At 69.0% G+C, this 17,132-nt stretch carries 20 protein-coding genes and 1 rRNA gene; 6 read left to right on the top strand and 15 right to left on the bottom strand.

The window, feature by feature from the left end; all coding sequences use genetic code 11:
* Together FV233_RS14365 and FV233_RS14360 are read right to left on the bottom strand one after the other, a co-directional pair.
* Positions 1 to 115 (bottom strand): 16S ribosomal RNA (locus FV233_RS14365); the annotation flags it as partial.
* Positions 116 to 730: 615 nt separating this feature from the next.
* Positions 731 to 1,252, bottom strand: a complete 522-nt coding sequence (locus tag FV233_RS14360) for a DUF2244 domain-containing protein (RefSeq protein WP_147855642.1) — start codon at positions 1,250 to 1,252, stop codon at positions 731 to 733.
* Positions 1,253 to 1,272: 20 nt separating this feature from the next.
* Here FV233_RS14360 and nth point away from each other — a divergent pair, with 20 nt between their 5' ends.
* Positions 1,273 to 2,088 carry an endonuclease III gene (gene nth / locus FV233_RS14355; RefSeq protein WP_238259994.1) on the top strand — a complete coding sequence of 272 codons (816 nt, stop codon included), beginning with the start codon at positions 1,273 to 1,275 and terminating at the stop codon, positions 2,086 to 2,088.
* Positions 2,089 to 2,301: 213 nt separating this feature from the next.
* Positions 2,302 to 3,096, top strand: a complete 795-nt coding sequence (gene purC / locus FV233_RS14350) for a phosphoribosylaminoimidazolesuccinocarboxamide synthase (protein WP_147855639.1) — start codon at positions 2,302 to 2,304, stop codon at positions 3,094 to 3,096.
* Positions 3,097 to 3,101: 5 nt separating this feature from the next.
* On the opposite strand, the gene FV233_RS14345 is transcribed toward purC, so the two are convergent.
* From FV233_RS14345 to FV233_RS14330, 4 genes are all read right to left on the bottom strand, one after another.
* On the bottom strand, positions 3,102 to 4,655 hold the full coding sequence (locus tag FV233_RS14345; RefSeq protein ID WP_246689987.1) for a glycosyltransferase: 1,554 nt from the start codon (positions 4,653 to 4,655) through the stop codon (positions 3,102 to 3,104).
* 79 nt (positions 4,656 to 4,734) lie between these two features.
* Entirely contained in the window at positions 4,735 to 6,615 is a 1,881-nt protein-coding gene (locus FV233_RS14340) for a glycosyltransferase family 2 protein (protein ID WP_238259993.1), read from the bottom strand.
* Between the two features lie 157 nt (positions 6,616 to 6,772).
* Positions 6,773 to 7,405, bottom strand: coding sequence for a hypothetical protein (locus FV233_RS14335; protein ID WP_147897852.1), 633 nt, complete (start codon positions 7,403 to 7,405; stop codon positions 6,773 to 6,775).
* 23 nt (positions 7,406 to 7,428) lie between these two features.
* Positions 7,429 to 7,917, bottom strand: coding sequence for an invasion associated locus B family protein (locus FV233_RS14330; RefSeq protein WP_187193413.1), 489 nt, complete (start codon positions 7,915 to 7,917; stop codon positions 7,429 to 7,431).
* A 242-nt stretch (positions 7,918 to 8,159) separates the two neighbouring features.
* On the opposite strand from FV233_RS14330, the gene FV233_RS14325 reads away from it, so the two are divergent.
* Positions 8,160 to 8,534, top strand: coding sequence for a hypothetical protein (locus FV233_RS14325; RefSeq protein WP_147856563.1), 375 nt, complete (start codon positions 8,160 to 8,162; stop codon positions 8,532 to 8,534).
* A 35-nt stretch (positions 8,535 to 8,569) separates the two neighbouring features.
* Here the strand turns inward: FV233_RS14325 and FV233_RS14320 are convergent, their stop codons facing one another.
* From FV233_RS14320 to FV233_RS14310, 3 genes are all read right to left on the bottom strand, one after another.
* Positions 8,570 to 9,304 (bottom strand): SprT family zinc-dependent metalloprotease, encoded by a 735-nt coding sequence (locus tag FV233_RS14320; RefSeq protein WP_147897851.1) that lies wholly within the window; start codon positions 9,302 to 9,304, stop codon positions 8,570 to 8,572.
* Positions 9,305 to 9,375: 71 nt separating this feature from the next.
* Positions 9,376 to 9,918, bottom strand: coding sequence for a prepilin peptidase (locus tag FV233_RS14315; RefSeq protein ID WP_147897850.1), 543 nt, complete (start codon positions 9,916 to 9,918; stop codon positions 9,376 to 9,378).
* A gap of 140 nt (positions 9,919 to 10,058) precedes the next feature.
* On the bottom strand, positions 10,059 to 10,223 hold the full coding sequence (locus tag FV233_RS14310; RefSeq protein ID WP_147856566.1) for a Flp family type IVb pilin: 165 nt from the start codon (positions 10,221 to 10,223) through the stop codon (positions 10,059 to 10,061).
* A gap of 300 nt (positions 10,224 to 10,523) precedes the next feature.
* Between FV233_RS14310 and FV233_RS14305 the strand changes: the two genes are divergently transcribed.
* The 3 genes from FV233_RS14305 (at position 10,524) to FV233_RS14295 (ending at position 12,532) form a co-directional block, all read left to right on the top strand.
* Complete coding sequence (locus tag FV233_RS14305) at positions 10,524 to 11,018, top strand: pilus assembly protein N-terminal domain-containing protein (RefSeq protein WP_147897849.1); 495 nt, start codon at positions 10,524 to 10,526, stop codon at positions 11,016 to 11,018.
* Between the two features lie 114 nt (positions 11,019 to 11,132).
* Positions 11,133 to 11,780, top strand: coding sequence for an RraA family protein (locus tag FV233_RS14300; protein WP_147897848.1), 648 nt, complete (start codon positions 11,133 to 11,135; stop codon positions 11,778 to 11,780).
* A 74-nt stretch (positions 11,781 to 11,854) separates the two neighbouring features.
* Positions 11,855 to 12,532: a metallophosphoesterase family protein gene (locus tag FV233_RS14295; RefSeq protein ID WP_147897847.1), complete on the top strand. Its 678-nt coding sequence runs from the start codon at positions 11,855 to 11,857 to the stop codon at positions 12,530 to 12,532.
* On the opposite strand, the gene FV233_RS14290 is transcribed toward FV233_RS14295, so the two are convergent.
* From FV233_RS14290 to FV233_RS14265, 6 genes are all read right to left on the bottom strand, one after another.
* The gene (locus tag FV233_RS14290; RefSeq protein ID WP_147897855.1) at positions 12,529 to 12,903 is read right to left on the bottom strand and encodes a DUF423 domain-containing protein; all 375 of its coding nucleotides are present in this window, start codon (positions 12,901 to 12,903) and stop codon (positions 12,529 to 12,531) included. The genes FV233_RS14295 and FV233_RS14290 overlap by 4 nt on opposite strands.
* A gap of 2 nt (positions 12,904 to 12,905) precedes the next feature.
* Positions 12,906 to 13,559, bottom strand: coding sequence for a ribosome biogenesis GTP-binding protein YihA/YsxC (gene yihA / locus FV233_RS14285; RefSeq protein ID WP_147897846.1), 654 nt, complete (start codon positions 13,557 to 13,559; stop codon positions 12,906 to 12,908).
* A gap of 82 nt (positions 13,560 to 13,641) precedes the next feature.
* Positions 13,642 to 15,501 carry a membrane protein insertase YidC gene (yidC, locus tag FV233_RS14280; RefSeq protein ID WP_147897845.1) on the bottom strand — a complete coding sequence of 620 codons (1,860 nt, stop codon included), beginning with the start codon at positions 15,499 to 15,501 and terminating at the stop codon, positions 13,642 to 13,644.
* Positions 15,491 to 16,099, bottom strand: a complete 609-nt coding sequence (rnpA, locus tag FV233_RS14275) for a ribonuclease P protein component (RefSeq protein WP_147897844.1) — start codon at positions 16,097 to 16,099, stop codon at positions 15,491 to 15,493. The genes yidC and rnpA overlap by 11 nt, the downstream gene beginning before the upstream one ends.
* A 139-nt stretch (positions 16,100 to 16,238) precedes the next feature.
* The gene (rpmH, locus tag FV233_RS14270; protein ID WP_007558110.1) at positions 16,239 to 16,373 is read right to left on the bottom strand and encodes a 50S ribosomal protein L34; all 135 of its coding nucleotides are present in this window, start codon (positions 16,371 to 16,373) and stop codon (positions 16,239 to 16,241) included.
* A gap of 180 nt (positions 16,374 to 16,553) precedes the next feature.
* Positions 16,554 to 17,099 (bottom strand): adenine phosphoribosyltransferase, encoded by a 546-nt coding sequence (locus FV233_RS14265; protein ID WP_147854491.1) that lies wholly within the window; start codon positions 17,097 to 17,099, stop codon positions 16,554 to 16,556.
* Positions 17,100 to 17,132 lie beyond the last annotated feature (33 nt).

The raw sequence follows: 17,132 nt of genomic DNA, 5'->3' as shown, positions 1-17,132 counted from the left end.
ACGTTCCCACGCGTTACTCACCCGTCCGCCGCTGACACCGAAGTGCCCGCTCGACTTGCATGTGTTAAGCCTGCCGCCAGCGTTCGCTCTGAGCCAGGATCAAACTCTCACGTTGAAGAGATTGATCTGGCCGATCACGTAATTCTCAGACGGAGCCTCACAATCGATCCCGCAGCGCTTCACAGCGCGACGAAATCGGTGAGCTCAAAAAGAGAGATACGACGATCGGCACTAGTCTCTCACACGCCGAAGCCAAAGCTCCGACCGCAAGGACAAACGCCGTCCGCGTCTCCCTTCCTCAAATCCAACAATGTCAAAGACCCCACGATACCAGCCGAGCCGGTATCGCTGCAGACGAGACGACGACCTGGACCGAGGCCCGGATCTTTTGCTTGCCCGACTGGGAGAACCGTGATACGCGCCAGACCATTCGGTCGGCCGCCTCAGCGGTGGAGGGCGTTTAGAGCCCACCGTCCTCCCTGTCAACCCGACTGTTTGGTTCGCCGGAGCGAACGATACATCAGGGTCGGCATCGAACAAAAACAGAAGACCGCCCGGCAAACGCGCCGGCCAATCGCCGATCTTGTCAGAAGATGCTTCAGCGCCCGGGCCACTTCCGCGGCCGGCGCCGATGAACAGCTCTATAGGCAGGTGCGCCGGTGGCGTCAACCGCGTTGTTGCGGTGCAATCGTCATCTCTGCCGAATCCCGGTGGCCGACGCGTGACGCGCTCAGTAGCCCTTCTTGACCCGCGCCAGTGCCTGACCGAGCCCATGGGCGATGCGGGCCCGCTCGTCCGGGTCGGCATCCCGCGCCACCAACGCCTGTTGCCGTCGCGAGACGAGGGTGAGCCGCTGGAGGCCGTACTCGTCGTCCTCCACGGTGACGATCTTGGTCCAGAGCGGATTGAACCGCCATTCGTGTCGCTCGCCCCGGTGGCTGACCCGTGCCAGCAGGATCTCGAGCTGTGAGATCATCACCTCCTCGAAGGATCGCCCGCGCCGGAAGCTCACCTTCAGGGCGGCATAGATCGCCAGCATGTCGAGGCCGAAGAAACCGGCCACAGGCCAGAAGCCCATTCGCCAGGCCCAGACCGAAACCGTGAGCGAGACCAGGCAGCAGCCGGTCATCACGACCCGGAAGCCCAGGCGACTCAAGGATTGATGCGGACGGATGGTGGCCGAGAAGACCGGCCGGTCGATCGTGTCCGGGTCGAGCCCGTGCGGGTGGACGGAAGGATTGCCGGTAACCATGCGATCCATATAACGCGCCGATGCCCGCCAGAAAGCCTCCGCCCCCGGTTAACAGCCCACCTCGACGGCGTGCCGCAGGTGTGACCGCCGCCCCCGTGAAAGCCACAGCCTCGGGGCGCCTCGGCGGACGCATCGCCTCGGCCACCACGGTCCATGTCGAGGCTGCGCCGGACGCGGTGGATCCGGAGACGCTCACGGAGATCTTCCGGCGCTTCCACGCGGCCGAGCCGGAACCGAAGGGCGAGCTCCACTTCGTCAACCCGTTCACGCTTCTGGTGGCCGTGGTCCTGTCGGCCCAGGCGACCGATCGCGGCGTCAACCTCGCCACCGGTCCGCTCTTCGCGGTGGCCGACACGCCCGAGAAGATGCTGGCACTCGGCGAAGAGACGGTCCGAAGCTTCATCCGCACGATCGGGTTGTTCAACACCAAGGCCAAGAACGTCGTCGCGCTCTCGCGCATCCTGGTCGAGCGGCATGGCGGGGCGGTGCCGGCGAGCCTGGAGGCGCTGCAGGTGTTGCCCGGGGTCGGGGCCAAGACCGCCAGCGTGGTGCTGAACATCGCGTTCCAGGTGCCGCGGATCGCCGTGGACACCCACATCTTCCGAGTCTCGAATCGGATTCCGCTGTTCGTCGGCACCACCACCGACAAGGTACAGGCCGGTCTGGAAGCGATCGTCCCGGAGCCCTACAGGCTGCACGCCCACCACTGGCTGATCCTGCACGGCCGCTACACCTGCAAGGCGCGAAAGCCCGAGTGCCCCCGCTGCCTCATCGCCGATCTGTGCCGGTACCCGTCCAAAACCGCGCCCATGGAAGAGCGCCGCGGCACGGGGTGATGTGACGCTTGCGCAGACGGCCGCTCGTCACGTCCGGAAAGCCGTCCGCAATCCCGCCCTGCGGGCTAACGCGTTGTGCTGGAAGCCCCGTTCGGCTAGTTTCAGCGGCAGTAGCCGGGCCCTCGGGCAGAGGCCGTCCGGTTGCCCGACCTTCCCATCCGGTCGCCGCGCCGCGAATTCCTCCCAATCGTCGCGCATCAGGAGCCTCGGCCCATGGACTTCCTCAAACCACGGTACACGCCTATGAACCGCCGCCGTCGCATCTACGAGGGCAAGGCGAAGGTCCTCTACGAGGGGCCCGAGCCCGGGACGCTCATTCAGCACTTCAAGGATGACGCGACCGCCTTCAACGCGAAGAAGCACGAGGTCATCGACGGCAAGGGCGTGCTGAACAACCGGATCTCCGAATTCGTGTTCCAGCACCTCAACGACATCGGCGTGCCGACGCACTTCATCCGCCGGCTGAACATGCGCGAGCAGCTGATCCGGGAGGTCGAGATCATCCCGCTCGAGGTCGTCGTGCGCAACGTCGCGGCCGGCTCGCTGGCGACCCGGCTGGGCCTGGAGGAAGGCACCCAGCTGCCGCGCTCGATCATCGAGTTCTACTACAAGAACGACGCGCTCAACGACCCGATGGTGTCGGAGGAGCACATCACGGCGTTCGGCTGGGCGACGCCCCAGGAGATCGACGACATCATGGCGCTGGCGATCCGCGTCAACGACTTCCTGTCGGGCCTCTTCCTCGGCGTCGGCATCCGGCTCGTGGACTTCAAGATCGAGACCGGCCGCCTGTGGGAAGGCGACATGATGCGCATCGTCGTCGCCGACGAGATCTCCCCGGATTCCTGCCGGCTGTGGGACATCAAGTCCTCCGACAAGCTCGACAAGGACCGGTTCCGCAAGGATCTGGGCGGCCTGATCGAAGCCTACACCGAAGTCGCCAAGCGGCTCGGGATCATGTCGGAGAACGAGAAGGTCCAGGGCGGCGGCCCGCGCCTGGTCCAGTAATCCGCTCAGGTGGATGGCCGGCGCACCGATGCCGGCCCCGCCGCAGGGAAGGCCCGCCGCAGCCGCGCGTGGGTCGAGAGGTCCGGGTCGAAGCCCGGGTGATAGTGGGGGTCCTGCGCCAGCAGCGGCCCCCATCGCTTTTTCAGCGCCGCGATCTCGCGCTCGTGGCGGGCGCGCGCCGCCGGGGTCCAGCGGCGGCTCGCCGATTCGCGGTGATGCAGTACAGCCCCCGGCACCAGAAGCGTGCGATGGCCGGCCGCGTTCAGGCGCAGGCACAGGTCGACATCGTTGAAATCCACCGCGAAGACTGCATCGTCGAAGCAGCCGACCGCCCGGAATTTTTCCGTCTCGACCATCAGGCAGGCGGCGGTCACCGCCGAGGCCGCGTGCGTTGCGCGCAGGCCCGCAAGGTAGCCGGGGGCGTCGCCGGGGAAGTGGCGGTGCGCGTGGGTGACCAGGCCGCCGGTTCCGAGCACGATGCCGCCATGCTGGACCCGCCCCTCGCCGTCGAGGAGCCTGGCGCCGACAGCGCCGATCTCGGGGCGCAGGGCCTCCCGGGCCATACGGGTCAGCCAGTCGGGCCGGAACGCCTCGACGTCGTTGTTGACGAAGACCAGCAGCGCCCCGCGGGCGCGGACGGCGGCGGCGTTGTTCATGGCGGCGAAGTTGAACGGGCCCGGACAGGGTACGACGAGCCCCCTCCCCTCACGCTCCAGCGCCTTGAGGAACGCCAGCGTCTCCGGCTCGCGGCTGTCGTTGTCGCAGACCAGGATCTCGAGGTTCGGCCAATCGGTGCAGGCGGCGAGGCTTTCGAGGCAGGGGCGGAGCAGGTCGAGCCGGTCGCGGGTCGGCACGATGACGCTCACCAGCGGCCGCGGATCGGGCAGCGGGTGCTCGACTTGGAGAAGGCCGTCGTCCCGGGCAACGACGATGCGGCTTTCGCTGCGGCCGGTCCGGTCGAGATGGCCGCGCAGGGCGTCGCGGTGGCGATACCGTCCCCCCTCCCCTGCCGGCGACGCACGATCCCCGGTCTCGCCGCGACGGATCGAAAGGATCTCGGGCAGGTGGCCGATCGCGCCGGCGCCGTACCGCTCGGCGATCCGGAACGCGGCGTCGGCGGGGCCGGTCGGCTGCGTCGCCGGGGCGAGAGATCCCGCCCGGCAAGCCAACAGGGGGGCGAGATAGTCGAGGTGCGCCAGCCAGTCGGGGTCGAAGCTTGGCGCGAGCAGGGGCCGCACCGGGCCGCGTGGATGGTCCTGGATCAGGGCATCGCCGTAGATGGCCTGAAGCTCCGGATCGGCCGCGAAGGCGGTGGCGATGCGGTCGAGCGCACCCGCGACCAACATGCCGTCGCCCAACACCAGGATGCCGTCCGCCGGCGGGGCGGGAGCGGGTGGGAATCGGTCGAGGATGCTAGCCGGAAGGGTGAGTCGGTGGTCGATCCCGATCAGGGCGGCCAGCTTCTGGCGCGCGCGCAGCCGTCGGCCCTGGAGCCGCGCGAGCAGGATCTCTCCCGTCGCCCGAGGGTGGCCCAGTAGGTGACGCAGCACGTCGAGCATTGCGCGGCCGGAGCGCCGCGGAATGCCGAGATGCAGTCTCTGTGCGAGGCCGACCACAGGCTCGGTCATCGGCGCCGCGTCATTCGAGATCCTCGCCGAAAGTCGTGAGCGACAGGGCAGGATGATAGAACGGGTCGTGCCGGATCACGTCGCGCCAGCGCTCAGAGAAGCGGGCCGCCTCCTGCTCGAACCGCGCGCGCTTGGCGCCGACCGAGGGACCTCGGCTGACGGATTCGAGATGAGCCAGCGTGGCGGCCGGAGTCCACACCGTCTTCCAGCCGGCGGCGCTGAGGCGCAGGCAGAAATCGACGTCGTTGAAATCCACCGGGAACGCCTCGGCGTCGAAGCCGCCGACCGCGAGATATTTCTCCCGCGCGACGGCCAGACAGGCGGCGGTGACGGCCGAGACCTCGTGGGCGACATGCAACCGTCCGAGATGGCCCGGCGTGTCGCCGGGGCGGCGGCGCAGGATGTGGCCGGCCCGCCCGCCGAGGCCGACCACGACGCCGGCATGCTGCAGCGTGCCGTCCGCGTAGAGGAGCTTTGCCCCGACCGCCCCGACCTCGGGCCGGCTCGCCTGGCGGACCATCGCGTCGAGCCAGCCGGGTTCAAGAACGGCCACATCGTTGTTGAGCAGCACCACGACCGCGCCGGTGGCGTCGGCGACGCCGGCATTGACCATGGCGGCGAAGTTGAACGGTTGCGGATCGACGTGGATCCGGACGCGGGGGTCCCGGTGCAGGGCTTCGTAATACGCCAGCACGGCCGGATCGGTGGACCCGTTGTCGACGATGATCAGTTCGAGATCGGCGTAAGCCGTCTCGTGCAGCACGCCGCGGCAGACCCGCTCGATCAGGTCGAGCCGGTCGCGGGAGGGGATCACGATGCTGGCCCGCGGGGCGGGACGCGGCAGCGGCCAGTCCAGCTGGACGGCGCCCTTACGAACGGACGCCTTCGGCCAGACGCTCAACGCGTCGAGGCGGGCGCCCAGCACGCGGGCTCTCCCTGCGGCATCCAGGCTATGGCCGGCCGTGCTGGCGAGGACGCGCGGAACATGGGCGCCGCGCGCGCCGGCGACGATCGCGGCGGTCTCGATCGCCAGGATCGCCTCGTCCATGGGCCCAACCGGCTCGGGCGGCAGCCGCGTGAGCAGGGCACGGGAGAACAGGGTGACGCGGCCGACATAGCCGGTTGCCAGGGCGAGGTCCGGGCTCCAATCCGGCTTGAGCAGCGGGAGGCCATCGGGGCCCAGCTCGTCGCCGTAGGCGAGATCCGCCCCCGCCAGGGCTGTCGCCAGCAGCGCCAGCGCGTCGGGGGTCGGGATGTCCCCGGCCCGGAGCAGGCACAGGGCGTCGGCCTCGGCGGTGAGGTCGGCGGGCGCGGCTCGATCGTCCCAGATCCGGTGTTCGGCACGGACGTCCGGTGCCTCGGGACGTGCATCCTTCCAGGCGACGACGACCGTCCGCCCCGTGTGAATCTGCGTTCCGAGGGCGTCCAGCGTCGCGGCAAGCGCCGCGTCCTCTCCGGGCCGGGCGAGGATCAAGCATCGGATCCGCAGCGCGGTGGGCGCCACCTGGATCGGGCGGCTCCGTGACGCTGCCCAGGACCGGTAATGCTGCATCGGCGTCACCGCGCAGGCGCCGCGCAACGTATCGCGATAGCGCCGCTCGGACCCGCGCGCGCGCTCGTAGAGGGACGACACGAAGCGCCAGGGCCGCCGCAAGAGGCATTGGACCAGCACCGAGGCCTCGCTCCGGGCCCCGACCCGCTCCAGCACGAAACCCGGTCCGGCCGAGAGCCGGATCTCCCGGGCATCTGCGGGGATCAGGCCGAGCCAATGGGCGTAACCGTGCGACGTGCCCGGGAGGACGAAATCCTGCGGCGTGCCGTCGACCCCTCGGATAACGCGCAGGATCGGCCGGCGCGGCGCGACCTGGGGGTCACCGCCATAGCTCAGCACGATCCAGCCGACGGAATGGTCGGGCAGGATCAGGCGGCGATCGAAGACCGGGTCGTCGGCCGGCTCCAGGCGGAACAGCGTCTGGCGGCCGAGCCAGGCCGCGCCGCGTCCGCCTCGGCCGGTCGGTGGGGTCGGTTCGACGGGGTGCGCCGCGGCATCACTGGGCAGCGTCGCCTCCGCCGGCGGCCTCGGCGGCGGCTGCCGGCTTCCTGCGCCGCGGCTTGGCCGCGGGCTTGCCGCCTGTACCCTTGCCGCTGCCGACGCCGACGGTGATGTCGTAATCCTCGGCCACCGCCGGCGGCACGGTCAGTTCCTCGGCCACGATGGTAGCGAAGCCCTGGGCCTCGCCCGGGCCGACGAGGACGCTGGTACGCTCGACGCGGCTCGCGATGACCTTGCCCTCGTGGCGGATCTGAATCGTCACCGGCACGTCGAACCGACCGGGCGCACCCTTCGGGCCGAGCAGCACGTTGGCCTCGACGCCAACCTTGACGGTGATCGAGCCGTCCTGGCGCCGGGCGCATTCCCGGGCGAGCCGGCCGACCGAGAACTGCGTCCGCACATCGCTCCCGGCGAGGATGCGATACGCCGCACCGTTCTCGGCCACCTCGACCGGCGGGCAATAGGGCGGATCGAGGCTCTGCGGCTGCGACGGCGGGACCGTCGTGCCGCCGAACTTGAACAGGTTGGAGAAGACGTTGCCGTCCTCGGCGCAGGCCGGGCTCGCGGCGAGCGAACCGGCGAGGATCAGGCCGCACAGGCCTAGAAACAGGTCACGCTCACCGATCATCGCACGGCTCCCGGGCGGCATCGTCATTTCAAGCTGTCGAACCCGGCCGCGAAGCCTTTCATCGAGAGCGGGATGCCGACGCCTTCCTCGGGCGTCTGGAACACGATGAAGGTCGCCTGCGTGCCGGCCTTGAACTGGCGGATCAGGCCGTCATCCATCACCACCTCGGCCACGCAACCGGTTGTCAGGCAGCGCACGAAGCCGGCTCGGCCGACATCGGTCTGGTCGATCTTCAGGCCGAGCCCGGAGGGAAGGAGCACGCCCAGCGGCGCCACCACCCGCAGCAGGTAACCGCGATTGTCCGCCGTCTTCAGAACGATCACCACCAGGGTGAGGTTCGGGCGGTCCTCAGCGGCCAGGTACTGCACCAGGGCGCATTGCTCGGCCTTCGCGCCGGCCGGCGTCTCGCAGCGCAGCTGCCAATCGTCGAAGGTCTTGCGCACCATGCCCTGGGCGGCGGCCGGCCCAACCGATGCGAGCCCTGCCGCGGAGAAGGCAAGGCAGGCCGGCAAGACGGCGCGCCGGACGACGCGCCGGAAACGATCGAGCTTCGCGTGAAGCGGCACCGCCGAACCCTTCGGAACGCCATCGCCGAGGACCGGCGAGGCCGTAAAATCGGGGGTGTTCCGACCATGGTCGGACCCGCGCTGTCAAGCGATGCCGGCTCCGGTGTTGCTCCTTGACGCTACCCGAAGGTTGCAGAACGGCCTAAATAGGGTTCGCTTTTCCTCCAGCGCAGGATCCTGAAGCTGTGATGCGCCCGCTCGCCCTCTCGGCCGCCTGCTTGATGGCCACCCTCGCGCAGGCTGGGGCACAATCGCTGCCGGTCGGCGAGACCACCTATGTGGAACACTCCCTCAACCGCTCCGACACGCTGATCGTCGAGCATCCGCCCGTGGCGGTGAACCCGTATGGCGGCCGCAACGGACAGGCCGCGATCGCCGGCTATTGCCGCGAAGGCGGCCTGGTGCGCCGCCGCGACACCTTCGGCAACCCGGTGATCATCCGGCAGCGCGAGGTCTGCGACAGCGTCGCCCCCCGCACGCTCGAGCCCGGCCAGGTCAACCCGCGGCCGGTCTGGCCCGGCGAAGCCGTGACGCGCCAGAAGGTCCTGCGCGCTAAGGGCTGAGGCAAGGGCTGAGACAGGGGCTGAGGCTTGGCCGGTCAGCCGTAGCGATGCAGGCTGGTGCCGTTGCGCTTCAGCCACGCCTCGGCCGCGTCGACGTGCGGGCATAGCCCGTGCAGCAGCGCCCAGTACCGCGCCGAATGGTTCATCTCGCGCAGGTGCGCCATCTCGTGGGCGACGAGGTAATCGAGCACCATCGGGGGCGCCAGGATCAGGCGCCATGAGAAGTTCAGCTCGCCCCGCGCCGTACAGGATCCCCAGCGGCTGCGGGTGTCCCGCAGGGTGATGCGGACCGGCCGTTGGCCGAGCAGCGGCGCATAGCGCTCCACCGCCTCGGCGAGGTCGCGCCGTGCCTCGCGGGTCAGGTAGTCCCGGATCCGGCGCGGGACGTGGGCCGGCTCGCAAGAGAGGGAGATCACCGGTTCCCCGGCCTCCGCCTCGACGCGCACCGCGCCGCTGCGCGTCCCTCGCAGATGCAAACGGTGTGGCGTCCCGCGCAGCGGCAGGATCGCGTCCGGAACGAAACCGATCCGCTCCGGCACCCGTGCCAGACGCGCGGCAATCCACCCGGCATGGCTGGTGGCGAAGCGCTGGGCGGTGTTGACGGCGGTTCGGCTCGGCAGGGTGATCACGACCTCGCCGGTGGCGGCCGAGACCCGCAGGGTGATCCGGCGCGCGGTCGGCCGCCGGCGCAGCGCGATCTGGAGGCTTGCTCCCTCGTGCTGGACCTCAAGGTGGTCGGGATCGGGGCGACGCAGGAGCGCGAACGACATGGCGCAGTTCTAGCCGGCTCCGAACCTGGGCTCCAGATCTCGGGACCGAGATTTGCTTTGGTTCCAGGATCTCAGGCGGCGAGCGTGCGGGCCCAGACCTCGGTCTCGGGCAGCACCAGCAGGGCAGCAGCCGCGAGCGCGATACCGTACGGAATCCCGGTCTTGGCATCGTGGAGGTGCAGCGCGAAGGGCAAGCGCGCGATGCGCATCGGGAGCGGGTAGGCGCGCACGGCCAGGATCGCGAGCGTCAGGCCGCCGCCGAGGATCGAGGCCACCAGCAGGTAATCGCCCAAGCCGTCGAAGCCCAGCCAGAGCGCCGTGGCGGCGGCCAGCTTGGCGTCGCCACCGCCGATCACCCCGACGGCAAACAGCGTGAAGGTCACGGTCAGCACCAGGGCGGCAGCGCCGACATGGAGCCAGATCTCGGACCAGCTCATCGGGCCGGTGACGGCCAGCAGCGCGAACCCCGCGACGAGCGCCAACGAGATCCGGTTCGGGATCAGCATCGTCAGCAGGTCGCTGGCCGCCGCGTAGGCCATCAGGAACGGGAACAGCACCAGCAGGCCGAAACCGGCCGTTCCGAGACTCGCGATCGCCGATCCTGCGCCAACCATCTCGGGTCAACCCTATCCGTACCTGGCGGGAAAGCAGCGCGAGGCCGCAGCCGAACGACGGATCCGGCCGGCCGAGACCCCATCGCCTGACGCGATGGAGCCTCGAACCTGCCGCAGATCCCGATCGTGAAGAGACCCGATTAGTTCAGGTTGCCGGAGATCGCGCTGAACTTGGCCGACAGCGAGGTGCCGACAGTCTTCAGCGCGCCGATGATGACGACGGCGATCAGGGCGGCGATCATGCCGTACTCAATCGCGGTGGCGCCGGACTCGTCGGAGGCGAAACGCGAGAACAGGGTCTTCATGGAGGGCGATCCTTCGATCAAGAACGGGCAACGTGAAGTTTGAAAGATGACCGACGAAGATTTCTACGTCTCGATCGGCGGCATTTGGAGATTGCCTGTTACGCCTTGAAATTCGGTTAAATCGCACCCCGAACAAAGTCCGCTCACGGCCCGCTGCGAGCTTAGTGAAGGATAGGTTTCGCCGTTGCCGAGCATACGCGGGGCCGCCTCATGCTTAGCGGTTCCTTCACCGGTCCCGGGCTATCGCTGCGGCTTCGGTGTCGCGCCACGCGCAGGCGCCGGCCGCTACCGAGGAATCCGATGCGCCGCACCCTGTCGAATGCGGGCCGAGCCGGCCTCGTCCTCCTGCTGACGGGTGCCGCTGTCGCGGCCGCCCAGCCGGAGCCGCTGCCGATCGTCACCGTGCTGGTGGACAACGCCAAGGTCATCCGCCTGCCGGAGAAGACCGCAACCGTCATCGTCGGCAACCCCATCATCGCGGAGGTCACGCCGCAGAAGAACGGCGTGCTGGTGCTCACGGGCAAGAGCTACGGCTCGACCAACCTGATCGCGCTCGACACGGCCGGCGCGATGATCGCCGAGACGATGATCCGGGTCGAGGCATCGCGGGACGCGACCATCACGGTCCAGCGCGGGATGGATCAGGAATCGCTGTCCTGCACGCCGAAATGCCAGCCGGCGGTCCAGCTCGGCGACGCAGCGAAGTATTTCGACACGCAGAGCGGCCAGGCCGATGCCCGCCGCAAGCTCGCGACCGGCGGCGGCGCGGGGGGGCCCCAAGCGGCCGAGCGCTGAAGCCGGCAGGCCGCACGACACCGGGTGAATCCTCTGGCAAGCTCCGCCCTCGGCGCAGCCCCGACGCGATCCAACAGGATCCCGCCCGGCCGCCATCAGGGAGGTTTCTCGCCGATGCCCGGCATCACGCACAATCCGCCGCCGCCCACCGTCGATCCCGCCGTGCTCGCCTCGGTTCAGGACTTCTCCACGGCGACGATCAGCGACTGCCTGGACCGGATGGCGGTCCTGCACGGTCTGCGGCCCTTCCACCGGCAGGGGCGGCTCCTCGGCACGGCGTTCACGGTCGGGGTGCGGGCCGGCGACAACCTCGCGATCCACCAGGCGCTCGAGCAGGTTCGTCGCGGAGACGTGATCGTGGTCGATGGCGGCGGCGACACGAGCCGGGCGCTGGTGGGCGAAATCATGAAGGCGATCGCCGAGAGCCGGGGCGTGGCAGGCTTCGTCATCGACGGCGCTATCCGCGATACCGACGCCTTCGCCGGTTCGGACTTCCCCTGCTACGCTCGCGCCGCCACGCCCCGGGGTCCGTTCAAGACCGGCCCCGGCGTCATCAACGGACCCGTTTCCGTCGGAGGCTGGACGGTGAGCCCAGGAGACGTGGTGGTGGGCGACGCGGACGGCGTCGTGACCTTCCCGCCCGCGCTCGCGCCGCGCCTGATCGAGGCGGTGCGCGCACAATCTGCCCGAGAGGCCGAAGTGCTCGCGCTGATTCAAGCCGGCCGATACGACGGCCGATACGCCCAAGAAGCGAAGGGCTGAGAATCTTCCCTGCGACGGCGGCGTGATCCGCCGCGAAGCCTTGCGGACCGGATCCCTCCCGTAGACGATGGCCCATGGAGTCCGCGCCGCTCACCTACGCCATCGGCGACATCCACGGCCGCGCCGACCTGCTCGACACGCTGCTGGAGCAGATCGCCGCCCATGCTGGGGATCGTGCCCACCGCCTGGTCTTCCTGGGCGACTACATCGATCGCGGACCCGACAGCGCCGCGGTGCTGCGCACCGTCAGCCGCCTGAACTGGGCCGAGCCCGAACGCGTCACCTGCCTCATGGGCAACCACGAGCGCATGCTGCTCGACGCGCTGCTGACTCCGGAGGCGGCCCGGCATTGGCTGTACAACGGCGGCGACGCCACCCTCGATTCGTTCGGCGCCCGGGACCTCAGCGGGTTGCCGGGCGACACCCTCGACTGGATCGAAGCCCTTCCGACCCTGCACGGCGATGCGGCCCGGTGGTACGTCCATGCCGGTCTCCGCCCCGGCAAGGCGGCGTCGGACTCGGACGTGCACGACCGCCTGTGGATTCGGGAACCGTTCCTCGAGGAGGATCACGATTTCGGCCGGCACGTGGTCCACGGCCACACACCCCAGCGGGACGGTCGCCCGGAGGTACGCCGGTTCCGGACCAATCTCGACACCGCCGCGGTCTACGGCGGCGCGCTTACGGCCGGCGTTTTCTCGGATGCCCAGGGACCGGCGCTGGAATTTCTAAACGTTCAGGCTGGCGGCTAAACGCGCCGCGCCGGCACGAGCGCGCCCACAGCTGCCACGAGCCAGCCACCCATGAGGGCGAAGCCGCCGATGGGGGCGGCCATCGGGAACAGGGGGCGCTGCAGCCAGGTCCGAACCGACAGGTCGCCGCAGAACAGGATCAGGCCGAGGACGAGCAGACCCGCTGCGGTGCGCGATAGGCCGGGCCGCGTCAGACTTCCGGCGGCTAAGCCCGTGAGCGCCAGGATCGCCGGGGCGTGAAACAACAGGAACTGCGCCGCGGTCTTGAGCGAATCCGCCCCCGGGATGTGGGCCGCCGCGGCGCTGAGGGCGACACCGAGCAGGCCGGCGAGGCAGGCCAAGGCCATGAGCCCCCGGTCGATCCCCGACATCCTCATGCGCCGCGCTCGATCAGCAGCTTGGCGATCGCAGCGCGCAGCTCGGGTATGCCGCGGTCGTCGCGGCTGGAGGTGAGGATCACCTGCGGGAAGGCGGCCGGCCGCTTGGCGAGCCCCGCCTGGATGCCGGCGATGCGGCTCTCGACCTCGCCCTTCTTCAGCGAATCGCCCTTGGTGAGCACGACCTGATAGCTCACCGCGGCCTTGTCGAGACCGTCGAGTACGTCGGTGTCGATCGACTTGAAGCCGTGGCGGGCGTCGATCAGCATGAACACCCGGGCGAGATTGGCGCGGCCCTTGAGGTAGGAATGGATCAGCTGGGTCCAGGCTTCGACCTTGGCCTTCTCCACCGCCGCGTAGCCGTAGCCCGGCATGTCCACGAGGGACATGCGATCCCCGATCCGGAAGAAGTTGAGCTGCTGGGTCCGGCCCGGCGTGTGCGACGTGCGCGCCAGGGTGTTGCGGCCGGTCAGCGCGTTGATCAGGCTCGACTTGCCGACGTTCGAGCGGCCCGCGAACGCGATCTCGACGCCCTCCATGGGCGGGATGCGCTCGAGAACCTGGGCGGCCGCGTAGAAGTCGGCAGCCCCGGCGAACAGCAGGCGGCCGGCCTCCAGGAGGTCGGCCGCATCGTCGTTGGTCTCGGTCACGGCTTTCCTCGTCGGCCCGGAGCGGCGTCCCGGACGGTGGCGGCCGCCCTCTGGGATGCGGTGACGGCGATGACCGCGGGCCTCAGCCCTTGGTGGTCGCCGGCGCCTTGGTTCCGCCGCGCCGGAACGTGGTCCGCAGGTTGTCCCACAGCTCCACCTTCACGCCGTTGCGACGCATGATGACGTATTGCTGGATCACCGACAGGGTGTTGTTCCAGGCCCAGTAGATCACGAGGCCGGCGGGGAACGACCCCAGCATGAATGTGAACACGATCGGCATGAAGGTGAAAATCTGCGCCTGGACCGGGTCTGGCGGCGCGGGGTTCATCTTCATCTGCACGAACATCGTGACGCCCATGATCAGCGGCCAGACGCCGAGATGGACGAAGTCCGGTGCCGGGAAGGGCAGCAGGCCGAACAGGTTGACGATGCTCGTCGGATCCGGCGCGGCGAGATCGTGGATCCACCCGAAGAACGGCGCGTGGCGCATCTCGATGGTGATGAACAGCACCTTGTAGAGCGCGAAGAAGACCGGGATCTGGATCAGCACCGGCCAGCAGCCCGCGACCGGATTGATCTTCTCCTTCTTGTACAGCTCCATCGTGGCTTGCTGCTGCTTCATGCGGTCGTCCTTGTACCGCTCCCGGATGGCGACCATCTCGGGCTGCACGGCCTTCATCTTGGCCATGGACACGTAGGAGCGGTTGGCGATCGGCAGGAACAGCAGCTTCAGGCAGAAGGTGACCACCAGGATCGAGACGCCGAAGTTGCCGAAGAGATGGAAGAAGAAGTCCAGCGCCCGGAACATCGGCTTGGTGATGAAGAAGAACCAGCCCCAATCGATCATGAGATCGAAGTGCTTGATGCCGAGGTCCTTCTCGTAGTTGTTGATCAGGTTGACTTCCTTGGCGCCGGCGAACAGGCGCTGGGTCGTCGTCGCCGAGGCCCCCGCGTCCAGGTTCACGGCGTCACCGCGCACGCTGGCCTGGTAGACGTTGGTGGCGCCGTCGGTCCGGTCCGTGAAGGCGCCGGTATAGGGCACGTCCTGGTCGGCCGGCATCACGGCCGCCGCCCAGTACTTGTCGGTGATGCCGACGAAGCCGCCGGTCACGCCGTTCCAGGCGCGGCCCTTGGTGTTGGCGCCGCCATACGCGCCTTCCTTGGCGAGCTTGTCGTAGGTGAATTCCTGCAGGCCGTCGTTGCCGAGGTAGCCGATCATGCCTTCGTGCAGGACGTAGTAGCCCTGGGTATGCGGCTTACCCCAGCGGGAGACCAGGCTGTACGGATAGAGCGTCACCGCGCCCGAGCCCCTGTTCTCGATCTCCTCGCGGACCGTGAACATGTACTTGTCGTCGACCGCGATGATGCGCTTGAAGACGAGGCCGGCGCCGTTGTCCCAGGTCAGGGTCACAGGCATGCCGGGCGACAACGTCTTGCCGTCGCTGGACCAGACGGTCTCGCTGCCGGGCAGCGGCCCGGCATTGGCGCCGACCCAGCCGAACTCGGCGTAGTACGGTGCCTCGCTGCCGGCCGGGGAGAACAGCACGATCTCCGGGCTCTTCGGGTCCACGGTCTCGTGGTAGTTCTTCAGGGACACGTCGTCGACGCGGCCACCCTTGAGGGCGATCGAGCCGCTGAGCGCCGGGGTCTCGATCCGGATGCGCGGCGAGCGGGCGAGCGCCGCCTCGCGCGAGACGGCGCCACCCTGCCCGGGGACCGTGCCCGGCACGGGCGCTGCCGGGCCGCCCTCCTTGGGCGAGGGCGACGGGACCCCGTCCGGGGTGACGCCGGGCGGCTGCTGTTGCTGCTGCGCGGCCTTGTTCTGCGCCTCGATCAGCCGCTGCTGTTCCACCCGCGGGCCGGCCACGAAGTACTGCCATCCCAGCAGCACCAGCAGCGACAGGCCGATGGCCACGAACATGTTCGTCTTGTCATTGCCCATCGGGGACACCGCCGCACGTGTTCGGAGTGGCAACAGGAGCGGCACTGGCCCGTTCGGGCCTGCGCGCGTCCGTGATTCGGAGACCTCTGGCGCGGTCCTGCGACGGATCGATGTCGGGTTCGCGGGACGCAGCAGGCTGCGCGGGCACCCGGCCCGCATCGCGCTGGAGAGGTGTGGTTTTGGCCGGCCGGCCGCCAGGCTTGCCGGGCCGGTCGCCCCGGGGTCCACCGGGAGGCCGCGGTGTGGCCGGACGCGTCACCGTCGGAATGGCGCGACGCAGGTCCTCGGCCAGGGCCTCGAAGGGCGCGGTCAGGGCCGGGCGGCGGGCGATCAGTACGATGTCGGCCGGCAGCCCGGCCAGATCGCCCGGGAGACCGGACGCAACCACGTTCACCGCGGCACGCAGGCGCCGGCGAATGCGGTTGCGCTCGACAGCATGGCCGACGCGCTTGGTGATGGTAAAGCCGAGCCGGAGGCCATCCGCCGCTTGCGGATCGCGCAGACGCCCCTGGGCGGTCATGCGCTCGGTGTGGAAGCGGCGGCCCTCGGCTGTCGCCAGGAAGTCAGGCCGCTTCTTGAGCCGCGCGATCGTCGCCATCGATGGTTCGATCCCGACCGATCTCATAGTGTGTGCCGCATGATGAGTTCGGAAAACCGGATTTCATGTTTCCGCATCATGCACACGCCTCACGGCGCGGCTGCCGCAGCAGGGCCGCGCCGGCGAGGATCCGATCGGCTCAGGCCGACAGGCGCTTGCGGCCGTGGGCGCGGCGACGCGCGATCACCTTGCGGCCACCGGCGGTGGCCATGCGCGCACGGAAGCCGTGGCGGCGCTTACGGACGAGCTTGCTCGGCTGGTAGGTTCTCTTCATGGTTCAGAGCCTTCAAAGGTCGAGGCGCGCTCGTGGGCGGCAATTGCCGCACCCGACCTTCACGCGTCCTGGTTGTCTGCAAACACGAAGGGCGCCCAGGCGGGGCGCCACGTCGCGAGTGGCGGGCTTATGGCGGATGGGTCCCGCGAAGTCAACGTTTCGTGGACGTCTTCCTGGGCCTCAATGCCCCTCGAACTGCATCAGGGCGCGGACTTCCACGCCCATGTCGCGCAGGCGCTGCGCGCCGCCGATCTCCGGCAAGTCGATCACGAAGCAGGCGGCCACGATCTCGGCGCCGATCTTCTGGAGCAGGTTCACCGCTGCGGTGGCGGTACCGCCGGTGGCGATCAGGTCGTCGACCAGCAGCACCTTGTCACCGGGCTTCACCGCATCGACGTGGATCTCGATCTCGTCGGTGCCGTACTCGAGCGCGTAGGCCATGGAGACGGTCTTGTGGGGCAGCTTGCCCTTCTTGCGGATCGGCACGAAGCCGCAAGACAGCTGGTGCGCGATGGCGCCGCCCAGGATGAAGCCCCGGGCCTCGATGCCGGCCACCTGGTCGATTCGCCCGCCCGCATAGGGATGGACCAGCGCGTCCACCGCCCGCCGGAACGCCCGCGGGTCGCTGAGCAGCGTGGTGATGTCGCGGAAGATGATGCCGGGCTTCGGGTAGTCGGGAATCGAACGGATCGATTCCTTCAGCGCGACGTGGCGGCGGGCTTCCATGGGTTCGGGCCTTCCGTGGGGGACGGCGGGCTT

The organism is Methylobacterium sp. WL7 (genome assembly GCF_008040085.1).
GTDB classification, from domain to species: domain Bacteria; phylum Pseudomonadota; class Alphaproteobacteria; order Rhizobiales; family Beijerinckiaceae; genus Methylobacterium; species Methylobacterium mesophilicum.
Note: the sequence above shows the minus strand (reverse complement) of the source record. Positions and strands in the feature narration are given on the sequence as shown.